The organism is Micromonospora humidisoli (assembly GCF_016900955.1).
GTDB classification, from domain to species: Bacteria; Actinomycetota; Actinomycetes; order Mycobacteriales; family Micromonosporaceae; genus Micromonospora; species Micromonospora wenchangensis.
Map to the genome: position 1 here is coordinate 942,561 of NZ_JAFEUO010000001.1, position 13,939 is coordinate 956,499.

The following is a 13,939-nucleotide window of genomic DNA, read 5'->3' on the forward strand; positions in this document are numbered from 1 at the left end:
ACCGGTCAGGCGGCGGTGGGGCGCGACAGCGAGGCGAGCGCCCGGCGTACGTCGGCCAGCGAGACGGTGGCCGAGTCGTCCAGATCGGCCAGGCCGGCCTCGATCCACTGCCGCATCAGGGTGGTGACGCCGATGCCCCGTGCCTCGGCCGCGGCCCGGACCCGTTCGTAGGTGTCCATCGGCAGGCGTACCGAACGGCTGACCATCGGCACGTCGGTGTCGGGGGTGGGCAACTCCACCGGCTGACTGTCGTCGATCAGCTCGGCGAACGTGTCGTCACCGCCGTGGAATCGCTTGATGGCCTCGTCACGGTTCATCGCCGTCGCCTCCTCTATCGGCGCGTTCTCCGTACGGTCTCGTCGTAGCGCTTGGCCTCGACGTCGCTCAGGTCGCGGGCGGAGAGGACGTCCCAGTCGTGGTCGGTGCCGTCGGCCTCGGCGAGCAGGACGGCCAACCGCCGGCCGCGACCGCTCGCCGCGTAGACGACGGTCAGGTCCTCGCCGAGGTGCCGGATCACCCGGCGGGTGCTGTGCAGCGCCTCCCAGACTTCCCCGGGGGTGACGTCGTAGACCCGCAGGTTGGCCAACGCCTCCTCGGTGAAGCTGAACCGGCTGCCCACCGCGGCAGCGTACCACGTACGTAACACGCATCCGGTATGCGTCGATTTTCGCTGATCAAGGTGGTGCGGTGGGAGGATGGGTGGCAATCCCCTCAGGAGGTCCATGGTGAAGCGTCAGGCGTACCAGCCGATTCTGATCACCGACGCCTCGCGCAGCCAGGACGACCAGCTCACCAGCCGACAGAAGCGGTACGTGCTGATGATGGGCATCCGGGTGGCCTGCGTGATCGCCGGAGCGGTCCTGGTCGGCACGAAGGCCCCGCTGCTCTGGCTCTGGCTGCCCCTGGTGGCGCTGGGCATGATCCTCATCCCCTGGCTGGCGGTGCTGCTCGCCAACGACCGCCCGCCCAAGGAGGAACACCGTCTCGCCGCCAGGTTCCAGCCCCGGCACCGCGACGAGACCCCGCCGATGAGCCTCACCGCCGAGGAACGCCCGCACCGGATCATCGACGCCGAACCCTGACCGGGCCGACCGGTGCGGACGTAGCCGGCACCGCTACCCGCCTGTCGCCTCCGGCCGGGCACCCACCATCGAGACCGCCAGGGCGCCCAGGTCGGCGGCCCGGGTCAGCGCGGCCTTCGGGGTCGCGCCGGTGGTCCACGCCGTGAGCAGGCCGGCCGCGAAGGCGTCCCCGGCCCCGGTGACGTCCACCACGGCGACCCGCAACGACGGTGTCACCCCGACGGTGGCCCGCCGGTCCACCCAGATCGCGCCCGCCCCGCCGCGCTTGACCACCACCCGTCGGGCCGCCGCCGACAACGCCCGCGCCTGGGCCGCCGGGTCCAGCCCGCCGGCCAGCACCCCCGCCTCGTCCGCGTTGACCAGCAGCAGGTCGACGTCGCGTACCCAGGACAGGAAGGCCGCCGCGCCGATGCGCCGCAACGGCGCGGCGGAGGCGGCGTCGACGCTGGTGGTCAGCCCACGCTCGCGGGCGGCGGCCAACGCGCGCAGCCCGGCCGGTCGCGACCCGGCGTCCAACAGGCAGTACGCAGACAGGTGCAGGTGGGTGGCGTCGGGCACCGCCGCCAAGGCCCGGTCCACGTGCTCGGCGGTCAGCCGCAGGTTCGCCCCGCGCTCGGTGACCATGGTCCGCTCGTCGGCGGTGGCCAGCACGATCACCGTCCCCGTGGTGGCCTGCGGGTGCACCTCGACCGCGCAGTCGACCCCCGCCCGTTCCAGCTCGGCCACCCGGTCCCGGCCGGCGCTGTCGTCGCCGACCGCCCCGACCAGCGTCACCGGCGCGCGCTGGGCGGCGATCCAGGCGGCGGTGTTGGCCGCCTGCCCGCCGCCGGTGACCTTGATGGTCGCCGGGGTGTCCGAGCCGGTGGCCAGCGCTCCGGCCAGCACGGCGACCACGTCGGTGATCAGGTCGCCGACCACCACGATCCGACCGGGAGTGGTCATGCGGCGGTGCGTCCGGCCGCCGCGACCGCGATCCGGGCGGCCAGGTCGGCGTTGCGCAGGATGATCCGGACGTTGACCGCCAGGCTGGCGCCCTCGGTGGCCGAGTGGAAGTGGGCCAGCAGGAACGGGGTGACCGCCTTGCCGGTGACGCCGTCGCGGCCCAGCCGGGCCAGCCCCTCGGTGAGGGTGCGGTCGTGCAGCGCCGGGTCGAGCTGCTCGTCGACCGGCAGCGGGTTGGCCACGATCAGGCCGCCGCCGTGCACCCCGTGCTGCTCCCGGGCGGCGAGCACGGCGGCGACCTGCTCCGGGGAGTCCACCGACCAGTCCAGGTCGAACCCGGAGTCGGTCAGGTAGAAGCCGGGGAACCGCCGGGTGCGGTAGCCGACCACCCCGACGCCGAGGGTCTCCAGCCGCTCCAGGGTCGCCCCGACGTCGAGGATCGACTTGACCCCGGCGCAGACCACCGTGATCGGGGTGCGGGCCAGGGTGACCAGGTCGGCCGACTCGTCGAAGGTCTGCGCCGCCTCCCGGTGCACCCCGCCCAGGCCGCCGGTGGCGAAGACGCCGATCCCCACGGCGGCGGCCACCGCGCTGGTGGCGGCCACGGTGGTGGCCCCGTCCGCCCCGGTGGCCGCCGCCACGGCGAGGTCACGGACGGAGAGCTTGGCCACACCGTCGACGGTGGCGAGCCGGGTCAGCTGGGCGTCGTCGAGGCCGACGACGAGTTCGCCGCCGACCATGCCGATGGTGGCGGGGACGGCTCCGGCGTCGCGTACGGTCTGCTCGATCTGCCGGGCGACCCGCAGGTTGTCCGGTCGGGGCAGACCGTGCGAGACGATCGTGCTCTCCAGGGCGACGACGGGACGGCCGTCACGCAGGGCTTCGGCGACCTCGGTACCGGGCCGGATGTGAAAGGTGGTCACGTCAGCTACCGTAACTGGCCGCCGTCGAGGTGGGCTGCGGTGGACCGGACCCGGCCGACCTGCCAAACTTGTGCAGTTGGAGGTGTGACTGTGAGTACCGAGGTTCTTGAGCGTCCGGAGTTGAAGGACGCCGACACGGGTCCCGAGATGTTCCATTACGTGCGTAAAGAGAAGATCGCCGAGAGTGCCGTGATGGGCACCTACGTGGTGGCGCTCTGCGGCGAGACGTTCCCGGTGACCAAGGCCGCCAAGCCCGGCTCGCCGGTCTGCCCGAAGTGCAAGGAGATCTACGACTCGTACCGCGAGTGATCCGGGCGGTCCGCCGGACCGCCCCCGTAACCTTCGGCGGTGTGACCACCTCCACCGCCCTGCTCCTGGCCGACCTGACCGGGGTGGCCGTCTTCGCCGCCTCCGGCGCCTCGGCGGCGGTGGCGAAGCGGCTCGACCTGTTCGGCGTCGTCTTCGTCGGGTTCGTCGCCGCGCTGGGCGGTGGGATCTTCCGGGACCTGGTCATCGACGAGGTCCCGCCGCTCGCCTTCGCCGACTGGCGCTACGCCGCCACCGCCGCGGTCACCGCCACCGCCGTGTTCTGGCTGCACCCGCAGCTCGCCCGGCTGCGCACCACCGTGCTGGTGCTCGACGCCGCCGGGCTCGGCCTGTTCACCGTCACCGGCACGCTCAAGGCGCTCGACGCCCGGGTGCCGGCGGTCGGCGCGGTGGTGATCGGCATGCTCACCGCGATCGGCGGCGGGCTGGGCCGGGACCTGCTCACCGCCGAGATCCCGGTGGTGCTGCGCCGCGAGATCTACGCCGTCGCCGCGCTCGCCGGATCGATCATGGTGGTGCTGCTGTCGGCACTCGGGTACGCCGGGGCGGGCGGGCTGACCGCGGCGGCGCTGCTGGTCTTCGTGCTGCGCCTGGTGGCGCTGCGGCGACGCTGGTCGGCACCCGTGGCGACGATGCGTCCGCCGGAGACCGGCCTCGGCCGTCCACCCGGCTGACCGGCGGCGGAACCGGTCGGCGTGGTGTCGGCTGGGGTTGCCGGGCCCGGCTGGTTATGCTGGGCCGGCCTTCGCGGCATGCTCTGCGCGGAGGCGTTTTCATGGGCGGCGGTACCGTGGCCCTCGGCCCGGATCCGCCTCGTGCGGTCGGAGAGGAGCCTCGGGTGGCACCCCGGTTGCCGGCGTTGGAGACGTTCCCGCCCCTGCGCGCCTGGCAGCGCAAGGCGATGGTGGAGTACCTGCGCCGTCGTACCGACGACTTCACCGCGGTCGCCACCCCCGGCGCCGGTAAGACCACCTTCGCCCTGCGGATCGCCGCCGAACTGCTGGTCGACGGCACCGTCGAGGCGGTCACCGTGGTCGCCCCGACCGAGCACCTGAAGACCCAGTGGGCGCAGGCCGCCGCCCGGGTCGGCATCCAGCTCGACTCCGCGTTCCGCAACGCCGACCTGCACTCCGCCGCCGACTTCCACGGCGCGGTCGTCACCTACGCGCAGGTCGGGATGGCCCCGCAGGTGCACCGGCGGCGCACCATGACCCGCCGCACCCTGGTCATCCTCGACGAGATCCACCACGCCGGGGACTCCCGCTCCTGGGGCGACGGGGTCAAGAACGCCTTCGAACCCGCGGTACGCCGGCTGATGCTCACCGGTACGCCGTTCCGCTCCGACGACAACCCGATCCCGTTCGTCACCTACGAGCGCGGCGGCGACGGGCTGCTGCGCTCCCGCGCCGACTCGGTCTACGGCTACTCCGACGCGTTGCGCGACGGCGTCGTACGCCCGGTGCTGTTCCTGGCGTACTCGGGGGAGACCCGCTGGCGCACCAACGCCGGGGACGAACTGGCGGCGCGGCTCGGTGAGCCGATGACCCAGGACCTGATCGCCCAGGCCTGGCGGACCGCGCTGGACCCGGCCGGGGACTGGATGCCGCAGGTGCTGCGGGCCGCCGACGCCCGGCTGACCGTGCTGCGCAACGCCGGGATGGCCGACGCCGGTGGGCTGATCATCGCCAGCGACCAGCAGAACGCCCGCTCGTACGCCAGGCTGATCGAGCAGGTGACCGGGGAGAAGGCCACCGTGGTCCTCTCCGACGACCAGGGCGCGTCCGCGCGGATCGCGACGTTCGCGGCGTCCGAGCAGCGGTGGCTGGTGGCGGTCCGGATGGTCTCCGAGGGCGTCGACATCCCCCGGCTGGCGGTCGGGGTGTACGCCACCAGCGCCAGCACCCCGCTGTACTTCGCCCAGGCCATCGGCCGGTTCGTCCGGGCCCGCCGTCCCGGCGAGACGGCCTCGGTGTTCGTGCCGAGCGTGCCGCACCTGCTCGGCCTGGCCAGCGAGATGGAGGCCGAGCGGGACCACGTGCTCGGCAAGCCCAAGGACCGTGAGGGTTTCGACGACGACCTGTTGGAGCGCGCCCAACGCGACGAGCAGGCCAGCGGCGAGCTGGAGAAGCGGTTCACCGCGCTGTCCGCGACCGCCGAACTGGACCAGGTGATCTTCGACGGGGCCTCCTTCGGCACCGCCGCCCAGGCCGGCACGCCGGAGGAGGAGGAGTACCTCGGGCTGCCCGGTCTGCTCACCGCCGACCAGGTGTCGCTGCTGTTGACCAAGCGGCAGGCCGACCAGCTCGCCGCGCAGCGGCGTCGGACGGCCGTCCAGGCCGTTGAGCCGGCCGCTGCGGCCCCGGCGGCACCCGCCGTACCTCTGAGTGCCGCCCAGCGTCGGGTGGCGCTCCGGCGTCAACTGAACGCTCTGGTGGCCGCCCGGCACCACCGCACCGGACTGCCCCACGGCAAGATCCACGCCGAGCTGCGCCGGCTCTGCGGCGGCCCGCCCAGCGCCCAGGCCACCATCGAACAGCTCGAAGAACGCATAGCCACCGTCCAGACCCTCTGATCGGGCCCACTGCCGGCCTCCCCGGCCCACTCCACCCCTTCCCGCCCTCCCCGGCCTCTGCCCCTCCCGCCCCTCTCCGGTCTCTGCCTCTCCCGCCCCCTCTCCGGTCTCTGGCCCTCGCGCCCCTCTTCGGTCTCTGCCCCTCTTCGGTCTCTGCCCCTCTTCGGTGATCAAGAGATTTGGGTCAGGAATCGGCGTGTCGGTGACCTGAACCTCTTGATCACCGCCCAAACCTCTTGATCACCGGACGAGGCGGGGCGTGGGCGAGGCGGGGCGCGCCAAATCACCGGACGAAGCGGGGCGTGGCCGGGGTGTGGGGACGGGGCCGGGCTGCCGGGCGGGGTGTGGGGACGGGGCGGGTGCCGTGGGGGGAGTGCACATAGCCGGGCGGAGGCACCCTGTGGGTGCCTCCGCCCGGCTATGTCGTCGTAGGGGTTTCGGGGTCAGTTCGCCATCAGATCGGCGCCTCGCCAGCTGAACTCCGGGTCCGTCGCGAACTTCACCGTGATCTTCACGAGATCCTCGGCGTACTTGTTCGCGTGGTGCCCACAGAACACCAACTCGCTCCCACCCGCCAGAGTGATACGGAGCTTGCCGGCAGCATTGCAGCGGTCGCACCGTTCATCGGCGGCTGGGGGAGCCACCGTTTCGGGCGGCGGCGTGAGGGTCGGGGTCATCGCCTTCCTCCTCTGGTCGTCACCGATGAACACTCTCTTCGGTCGTTGCTCACTCATCGTGCAACACCCTTACCGGGCCCCGCCTTCCCAGTGTGCCCGCGGGGGACCGAGGTCACACCTGGCGGGAAGGACAGTGTGCCGTGCACCCAGGGTGCCACGTCAACGATCACAAACACGTATTGGATCAGTCACCATCGCATGTTCTACGCCTGGTGATCAAACCGACACGACGGGTTGACGTGACCGGCTCAGTCCAGGTAGTCCCGGAGCACCTGGGAGCGTGACGGGTGCCGGAGCTTGGACATCGTCTTGGACTCGATCTGCCGGATCCGCTCCCGGGTCACCCCGTAGACCTGGCCGATCTCGTCGAGGGTGCGCGGCTGGCCGTCGGTCAGGCCGAAGCGCAGCCGGACCACCCCCGCCTCCCGCTCGGAGAGCGTCTGCAGGACCTGCTGGAGCTGGTCCTGCAACAGGGAGAACGAGACGGCGTCGACCGCGACCACGGCCTCCGAGTCCTCGATGAAGTCACCGAGCTGGCTGTCGCCCTCGTCACCGATGGTCTGGTCGAGCGAGATGGGCTCCCGAGCGTACTGCTGGATCTCCAGCACCTTCTCGGGTGTGATGTCCATCTCCTTGGCCAGTTCCTCCGGGGTGGGCTCACGGCCCAGGTCCTGGAGCAGCTCGCGTTGGATGCGACCGAGCTTGTTGATCACCTCGACCATGTGCACCGGGATGCGGATGGTGCGGGCCTGGTCGGCCATCGCCCTGGTGATCGCCTGCCGGATCCACCAGGTGGCGTACGTGGAGAACTTGTAGCCCTTGGTGTAGTCGAACTTCTCGACCGCGCGGATCAGGCCGAGGTTGCCCTCCTGGATCAGGTCGAGGAAGGCCATTCCGCGCCCGGTGTACCGCTTGGCCAGCGACACGACCAGTCGGAGGTTCGCCTCCAGCAGGTGGTTCTTGGCGCGCTCGCCGTCCCGGGAGATCCACAGCAGGTCGCGCTGCATGTCGCGGGTCAGCTTCTCCTCGCCCTCGTCGGCGGCGCGCAGCCGCTCGGCGGCGTAGAGGCCGGCCTCGATCCGCTTGGCCAGCTCGACCTCCTGCTCGGCGTTGAGCAGCGGAACCTTGCCGATCTGCTTGAGGTACGCCCGGACGGAGTCGGCGGAGGCGGTGAGCTCGGCGTCCCGCCGGGCCTGCTTGAGTGCCTCGGACTCCTCGTCGTCCCACTCGAAGTCGTTGTCGGTGGCGGAGGCGGCGGCGTCGGTCTCGGCGGCCCGGGTCAGCTCGGCCGGCTCCTCCACCACCACGTCCTCGATCTCCGCGGCCAACTGCTCGGGATCGATCTCGCCCTCGGCGCCCTCGCCCTTGGCCTTGGTGGCGGCCTTGCCGGCCCCGGCGGCGGCCACGGTCGCCTTGGTGGCACGGGTGGACTTCGTCGCCTTGGCGGCCGGTGCGGCGGCCTTCGCGGCCACCCCGGCGGTGGTGGCCGCCTTGCGCGGGGCCGCCTTGCGTGGAGCGGGCGCGGTGGCCTCCTCGGCGGCGGGGGCCTGCTTCGGGGCCGGCGCGGCGGCCTTCTTGGTGGTCTTGGCGGTGGTGGCCCGCGAGGCCGGTGTGGCCGACCGGGCGGCGGCCACCCGGCGGGGGCGGGTGCTGGCGGAGCCGTCGACCACCACGGTGACGCCCGCCTCGGAGAGCGCCCGCAGGATCTTCTTGGCCTGGGCCGGGGTCACCTCGGCGGACTCGACGGTGCGCGCGAGCTGGGCCGACGTCAACTGACCACCGGCGCTCTGGGCGTGGGCGATCAGGGTGTCGGTGAGCGAGCGAACGTCGGCGCCGGGCTGGCGGGGTTCTGTCACGAATGACCTTCCGGAGGCGAAGAGCGAGCACGGCCGGAGTCGTCCGGCGCAGCGTGGCGTGCCGTGCCGTCGACGTCGTTGAGTGGCCCCCGTGTCCCGGGCCGGCTGTGCGGCGGTGGTCCGTGGCGCGTGGGCAGGGTGAATTGTAACCCTGCTTGGCGCGATCATCCTGCGGCGCACGGCAACCGGCCGTCTGTACCACCGGTTCGACACGGATGTCGACTTTATGGCCATCCTGTCGAGGGATCCCGGTGGCCGGCCGGTCGACGCCGGAAACCGCCCGTCGAACCGGGTGCGTCCGGCCGCGACGGCGTCTGCATATGCTGTCCGGACGAGATCGACGACGCGCGGCGGGGCACGCGGCGCGCCGGACGGCGGGGTGGCTCCCGGCCGGTACGCCCGGTGCGCGCGGGGCGGCCGCGAAGGGGGCAGGGTTCGATGACCGGTTCGACGCCTACCGCACGGGAACTGCTCGGGATCGCCGTCGAGGTGGCCCGGGACGCGGCCGACACGGCGGCCCGGATGCGGGCCGAGGGGGTCTCGGTCGCGGCCACCAAGAGCACCGCCACCGACGTGGTCACCGCCGCCGACCGGGCGGTGGAGCGGCAGGTCCTGGCCGCCCTGCGCGCGGTCCGGCCGACCGACGTGGTGCTCGGCGAGGAGTACGGCGGCGTCGCGGCCGGCGCGGACGGCGTGCGCTGGATCGTCGATCCGATCGACGGCACGGTGAACTACCTGTACGGGCTGCCGTACTGCGCGGTGTCGCTCGCCGCCGAGGTGGACGGCCGGGTGGTCGCCGGCGTGGTGCGTAACGTCTCGACCGGTGAGGAGTGGACCGCCACCGCCGGTGGCGGCGCCTGGCGTGACGGCCGGCGGCTGCGCTGCTCGACCGAGACCGAGCTGGGGCAGGCCCTGGTCGCCACCGGGTTCGGCTACGACGCCGGCCGCCGCCGGCACCAGGCCCGGGTGGTCGCCGAGTTGATCGGGGACGTGCGGGACATCCGGCGGATGGGGGCGGCGGCGCTGGACCTCTGCCTGGCCGCCGAGGGGCGGTTGGACGCGTACTACGAGAAGGGGCTGGCCGCCTGGGACCTGGCCGCGGGCGGGCTGATCGCCGCGGAGGCCGGGCTGCTGGTGGCCGGGCTGGACGGTCGTCCGGCCGGCCCGGACCTGGTCATCGCGGCCCCACCGGCGCTCTTCACGCCGTTGCACACCCGGCTGGCCGCGTTGGACGCCTCCGGCGGCCCCTGACCACCCCCCTGAGCGCCGGCTGCCGGATCACGGGCCGGCGGCCGGGCCGGGGTCTGCGGGAGCCGGTCGACGCCGTCGACAGGCCGGGTCGCTTACTTGTCCTGCACCGGCATCGGGCAGGAGCCCTCCGGGGCGACCGGCGCGCCCAGGTCGCCGAGGGACTGGTTGACCTCGGTGGTGGTGGCCAACTGCTGGAAGCCGTCGCCCAGCACCACGTCGACCGTGTCGTCCTGGCGCTTGGGGTCGTAGTCGCGTTCGGCGTTGTTGAGGAAGAACGCGCGCAGCAGGTGCGCCGAGCCGACCCCCTTGGGACCGAACCGCAGCAGCGCGACGCCGTCGAAGTGCGCGGCGTTGCCTTCCTTCTTGACCTGGAACTTCCGGTTGCGGAAGTCGTCGCCCACGCTGCTGGCCAGGCCCGGCTCGCCGGTGCCGTTCAGGATGTTGATCTTGACATCCTTGTACGTGCGCAGGGACAGGTCGGCCAGCGGCCAGCCCTCGGGGCAGCCCTTGGCGTTGGCACCGCTGCCCTGGGTGTCGCGGACCACGGCGACGATGACGATGACCAGGGCGACGACCGCCAGCAGGCCGACGACAACGAGTGCTCGCACTCGCGCAAAGCTCATCTGGGTGCTCCCCGGACAGTGGGTGGTGGCGGCGAACGTCGGCGTCGGCCGGCGCCGTCGGCCGTCGAGTACGCCGCTGAGGTTAACGGTTGTCCGGCGGACGCGTGGAAACAGTCCGACATGCCGGCGCGCCAACCGGGAACGGGGTACTACTACCCCTATCTTCGTGTCGCCTGAGTCACATTGGGAACATCTTGGGCCGCTGGGGCGTACATGTCTGCCGCGAGGGCGGTATACATGCCTCGCCCGGTAGGGGGTAAGGTACCGCGCTCGTCGGGTCCTGCCCCCGGCGACCTTGATCCAGAGGCCGTCGGGTCGGGCGACCGACAAACATTGGTGGCCGGCCAGTGGGAACCGAAACAGCGTCGCCCGGCGTTACAACCGGAAGCGACAACATCGATATGGGAGAGTGAAACCGATGGCCACCGACTACGACGCCCCGCGTCGCGACGAGGTCGACCTCGGCGAGGACAGCCTGGAAGAGCTCAAGGCCCGGCGGGTCGACTCACAGTCGGGCGCCGTGGACGTCGACGAGGCCGAGGTGGCCGAGAGCTTCGAGCTTCCCGGCGCCGACCTGGCCGACGAGGAGCTGACCGTGAAGGTCCTCCCGATGCAGCAGGACGAGTTCCGGTGCGGACGCTGCTTCCTGGTGCACCACCGCAGCCAGTTGGCGGTCGAGCGCAACGGCGACCTGATCTGCCGCGAGTGCGTCTGAGCACCCACCACACCAGCGGCGGCCTCCTCGCGGGGCCGCCGCTGCCCGAGCCGCCGTGCGGGTACGGCGGGTTGCTGCTTGACTCGTGGTAGGCGCGTCCACCGGACCGGTGGACACCACGGGAGGGGCAGAGGGATGAACGAGCACGGCGGGTCCGATCCGGACGGTCCGAAGTCCGAAGCCGGCCCGCCCGTCGTCGTGCCCGGGAACCGGGCCGACGGCAACGGTCCGGCCGTCCCGCCCGGCAGCGATCCGGCAGGCACCGACCCGACGGTGCCGCCCGGCAGCGGTCCGGCCGGCGACGAGCTGGGTGCCACGGTGGCGGCGCTGACCGCCGACGACATCGCGCCCGCCCGCCGTCGGCAGCTGCTCGCCCGGCTGGTCGGGCAGGCCCGCAGCCGGGGGCTCGCCGACCTGTTCAAGCCACGGGCGGCGCTGCGCTGGATGACCGACACGGTCGCCGACGTCGCGCCGCACATCCCGGTCCGGGACCTGGCGACGCTGCGTCGGCACTTTCCCGGCCTGGACGACGAGGCGCTCGCCGACCGGCTGGTCCGCAACGCCACCCGGGCCACCGCCGGGGTGGGTGCGGCAGGTGGCGGCGTCGCCGCGGTGGAGTGGACCGTCGCCCCGACCCTGCTGTCCGCGCCGGTGCTGCTCGCCGCCGAGACGGTGGCCGTGGTGTCGATCGAACTCAAGCTGATCGGCGAGCTGCACGAGATCTACGGCGCACCGCTGCCCGCCGGCGGCACTCCTCGAACCCTCGCCCTGGTCCAGTCGTGGGCCAGCCAGCGGGGGATCAACCCGATGATGCCGGGCGTCGGGGTGAGCGCGGTGCTCGGCACCGCCGCCCGCAAGGAGCTGCGGGACACCCTGCTCAAGCGCTTCGGCCGCAACCTGACCACGTTGGGCCCGTTCCTCACCGGCGCGGCCGTGGCCAGCTACCTCAACCGCCGGGCCACCCGCTCGCTGGCCGAGCAGCTCCGCCGGGACCTGCGCAAACAGCGCCGGGAGCTGCCCGGCGGCGACGGACCACCCGCCCTGCCGGCCCCCGGCCAGCCCTGACCCCGAACCGACCCCGGCCGACCGGCCCGGGAGGCGCGTCGGGCCGTACCCCGCCCGCCCCGCTCAGGCCGCGTCGCGGGCGGCCAGCAGGGCGGCGGCCAGCTCGGTCGGCCGGCGGGAACTCACCACCCAGAACGGGGTGGGGTCGTCCGGATCGTCGAGCACCACCTGCACCGCACCGCCGATCCAGGGCCGCTGCACCACGAAGGCCAGCGGATCCGCGCCGACCCCGAGCACCTCGCGCCGGCCGGCGGCGTCGAGCGGGACGGCGTCGGCGACGTACCGGACGGGCAGGTGGGCGTCGTCGACCCACAGCTCACCGTCGGCGACCGCGACCCGGACCCGGCCCAGCCACCACAACCCGGCCAGGGTGGCCGGCAGCAGCAGCACGAAGGGCAGCCAGGCGCGTACCCCGCCGGCACCCATCCACAGCTCGACGGCGGCCAGCCCGGCCAGGGCCACCCCGGCCACCCAGCACCACCAGGGCAGGCCCAGCCGCTCGGAGTACGCCGGGACGGCCGCGACGCGCGGCGTCGACGACGGGGAAGGCGACAGGCTCACACCCCGAGGGTACGGAACACGACGGGCCGCCGACCCGGCAGGATGGCAGGGCACCCCGTGAACGCCGACGGAAGAGGCAGACCCGTGACCCACGTCGTACCCGTGCCCGTCCGGCAGCTCGATCCGGAGCTGCCGCTGCCCGCGTACGCCCACCCGGGCGACGCCGGTGCCGACCTGGTGGCCGCCGCGGACGTCGAGCTGCCCCCGGGCGGCCGGGCCCTGGTCCCCACGGGCGTGGCGCTGGCCCTGCCGGAGGGCTACGTCGGCCTGGTCCACCCGCGCTCCGGGTTGGCCGCCAGGCTCGGCGTGACGGTGCTCAACGCGCCCGGTACGGTCGACGCCGGCTACCGGGGTGAGATCCTGGTCAACCTGATCAACCACGATCGGGACGCACCGGCGAAGATCTCCCGTGGCGATCGCATCGCGCAACTCGTTGTCCAGCGGGTGGAGCGGGCCGATTTCCAGCCGGTGGCGGTGCTGCCCGGGTCCCGACGGGGGACCGGGGGCCACGGGTCGACGGGTGGCCACGCCGGGCTCGTGCCCCCACCCGGCGGCCCGACCCGGGCGGCGGACACCGACCGGGTCGGCGTACGGACGGAAGAGGTGGCAGGGTGAGTGCGAACAGCGGAGGGTGGGCGCAGTGATCTTCTCCCGAAAGCGGGCCGGCAACGGGCGGCACGCCCGTGACGAGCGGGCCGACGGCCCCGACGCTTACGAGACGGCGGGCCCGGCCCGTGGCCCGTACGACGTCGCCGAGGCGCCTGACGACGTGCAGCGGCTCGACCTGGGCAGCCTGCACATCCCGGCGGTGCCCGGGGTCGAGGTACGGGTGCAGGCCGACCCGCAGGGCGTCGTCCAGCAGGTGGTGCTCGTCCACGGGGACAACGCCCTCCAGCTCGGTGTCTTCGCCGCGCCCCGTTCCGAGGGCATCTGGGACGAGGTGCGCGACGAGATCCGGCAGTCGCTGATCGCCGACGGCGCCACCGTCGAGGAGGCCCGGGGCGAGTACGGCGTCGAGCTGCACGCCCGGGTGCGCACCCCGGACGGCCCGACCGACCTGCGCTTCGTCGGCGTCGACGGCCCGCGCTGGATGGTCCGGGGCGTCTACCAGGGTGCCGCCGCCACCGACCCGACCGCGGCCGGACCGCTCGCCACCTGCCTGGACGGCCTGGTGGTCGACCGGGGCCAGGAGGCGAAGCCGGTGCGTGAGCCGCTGCCGTTGCGGCTGCCCCGGGAGATGGCCGACCAGGCCGAGGGCGGCGACGGCGCGACGCCCGCCCCGAACCAGGCCTGACCGACCCGTCCGGGCCGGACCCGCCGCCTGAGGTGGCCGGGTCCGGCCCGG

The 13,939-nt window shown here is 73.2% G+C and carries 17 protein-coding genes; 9 read left to right on the forward strand and 8 right to left on the reverse strand.

The features are described from left to right. Positions 1-5 precede the first annotated feature (5 nt). On the reverse strand, positions 6-317 hold the full coding sequence (locus JQN84_RS04140) for a YlcI/YnfO family protein (RefSeq protein WP_204957023.1): 312 nt from the start codon (positions 315-317) through the stop codon (positions 6-8). Positions 318-331: 14 nt separating this feature from the next. After that, positions 332-619, reverse strand: coding sequence for a hypothetical protein (locus tag JQN84_RS04145; RefSeq protein ID WP_281899565.1), 288 nt, complete (start codon positions 617-619; stop codon positions 332-334). A 103-nt stretch (positions 620-722) separates the two neighbouring features. Here JQN84_RS04145 and JQN84_RS04150 point away from each other — a divergent pair, with 103 nt between their 5' ends. After that, positions 723-1,082 (forward strand): DUF3099 domain-containing protein, encoded by a 360-nt coding sequence (locus tag JQN84_RS04150; protein WP_204957025.1) that lies wholly within the window; start codon positions 723-725, stop codon positions 1,080-1,082. 33 nt (positions 1,083-1,115) lie between these two features. On the opposite strand, the gene JQN84_RS04155 is transcribed toward JQN84_RS04150, so the two are convergent. Next, positions 1,116-2,024: a carbohydrate kinase family protein gene (locus tag JQN84_RS04155; protein ID WP_204957026.1), complete on the reverse strand. Its 909-nt coding sequence runs from the start codon at positions 2,022-2,024 to the stop codon at positions 1,116-1,118. After that, on the reverse strand, positions 2,021-2,947 hold the full coding sequence (locus tag JQN84_RS04160; RefSeq protein WP_204957027.1) for a pseudouridine-5'-phosphate glycosidase: 927 nt from the start codon (positions 2,945-2,947) through the stop codon (positions 2,021-2,023). The genes JQN84_RS04155 and JQN84_RS04160 overlap by 4 nt, the downstream gene beginning before the upstream one ends. Before the next feature lie 84 nt (positions 2,948-3,031). On the opposite strand from JQN84_RS04160, the gene JQN84_RS04165 reads away from it, so the two are divergent. The 3 genes from JQN84_RS04165 (at position 3,032) to JQN84_RS04175 (ending at position 5,846) form a co-directional block, all read left to right on the forward strand. Beyond that, positions 3,032-3,256, forward strand: a complete 225-nt coding sequence (locus JQN84_RS04165; protein WP_176739083.1) for a DUF3039 domain-containing protein — start codon at positions 3,032-3,034, stop codon at positions 3,254-3,256. A gap of 41 nt (positions 3,257-3,297) precedes the next feature. Beyond that, entirely contained in the window at positions 3,298-3,948 is a 651-nt protein-coding gene (locus JQN84_RS04170; protein WP_088646451.1) for a trimeric intracellular cation channel family protein, read from the forward strand. A gap of 164 nt (positions 3,949-4,112) precedes the next feature. Continuing rightward, entirely contained in the window at positions 4,113-5,846 is a 1,734-nt protein-coding gene (locus JQN84_RS04175; RefSeq protein ID WP_204957028.1) for a DEAD/DEAH box helicase, read from the forward strand. A 443-nt stretch (positions 5,847-6,289) separates the two neighbouring features. On the opposite strand, the gene JQN84_RS04180 is transcribed toward JQN84_RS04175, so the two are convergent. Continuing rightward, the gene (locus JQN84_RS04180) at positions 6,290-6,523 is read right to left on the reverse strand and encodes a DUF7455 domain-containing protein (RefSeq protein WP_088646450.1); all 234 of its coding nucleotides are present in this window, start codon (positions 6,521-6,523) and stop codon (positions 6,290-6,292) included. A gap of 248 nt (positions 6,524-6,771) precedes the next feature. Next, complete coding sequence (locus JQN84_RS04185; protein ID WP_204957029.1) at positions 6,772-8,379, reverse strand: RNA polymerase sigma factor; 1,608 nt, start codon at positions 8,377-8,379, stop codon at positions 6,772-6,774. 438 nt (positions 8,380-8,817) lie between these two features. Here JQN84_RS04185 and JQN84_RS04190 point away from each other — a divergent pair, with 438 nt between their 5' ends. After that, on the forward strand, positions 8,818-9,630 hold the full coding sequence (locus JQN84_RS04190) for an inositol monophosphatase family protein (RefSeq protein WP_204957030.1): 813 nt from the start codon (positions 8,818-8,820) through the stop codon (positions 9,628-9,630). A gap of 92 nt (positions 9,631-9,722) precedes the next feature. Here JQN84_RS04190 and JQN84_RS04195 read toward each other — a convergent pair whose 3' ends face one another. Beyond that, positions 9,723-10,238, reverse strand: coding sequence for a LytR C-terminal domain-containing protein (locus JQN84_RS04195; protein ID WP_204957331.1), 516 nt, complete (start codon positions 10,236-10,238; stop codon positions 9,723-9,725). A 433-nt stretch (positions 10,239-10,671) separates the two neighbouring features. Here JQN84_RS04195 and JQN84_RS04200 point away from each other — a divergent pair, with 433 nt between their 5' ends. Together JQN84_RS04200 and JQN84_RS04205 are read left to right on the forward strand one after the other, a co-directional pair. Beyond that, a complete protein-coding gene (locus JQN84_RS04200) occupies positions 10,672-10,968 on the forward strand; it encodes a DUF4193 domain-containing protein (RefSeq protein WP_067315205.1) in 297 nt (98 codons plus the stop codon). Between the two features lie 135 nt (positions 10,969-11,103). Beyond that, the gene (locus JQN84_RS04205; protein ID WP_239484654.1) at positions 11,104-12,033 is read left to right on the forward strand and encodes a hypothetical protein; all 930 of its coding nucleotides are present in this window, start codon (positions 11,104-11,106) and stop codon (positions 12,031-12,033) included. Between the two features lie 63 nt (positions 12,034-12,096). Here the strand turns inward: JQN84_RS04205 and JQN84_RS04210 are convergent, their stop codons facing one another. After that, positions 12,097-12,594, reverse strand: a complete 498-nt coding sequence (locus JQN84_RS04210) for a DUF3093 domain-containing protein (protein WP_204957031.1) — start codon at positions 12,592-12,594, stop codon at positions 12,097-12,099. A gap of 42 nt (positions 12,595-12,636) precedes the next feature. Between JQN84_RS04210 and dut the strand changes: the two genes are divergently transcribed. Further along, complete coding sequence (gene dut / locus JQN84_RS04215) at positions 12,637-13,209, forward strand: dUTP diphosphatase (RefSeq protein WP_372445893.1); 573 nt, start codon at positions 12,637-12,639, stop codon at positions 13,207-13,209. A 25-nt stretch (positions 13,210-13,234) separates the two neighbouring features. Beyond that, positions 13,235-13,888 carry a DUF3710 domain-containing protein gene (locus tag JQN84_RS04220; protein WP_204957032.1) on the forward strand — a complete coding sequence of 218 codons (654 nt, stop codon included), beginning with the start codon at positions 13,235-13,237 and terminating at the stop codon, positions 13,886-13,888. Positions 13,889-13,939 lie beyond the last annotated feature (51 nt).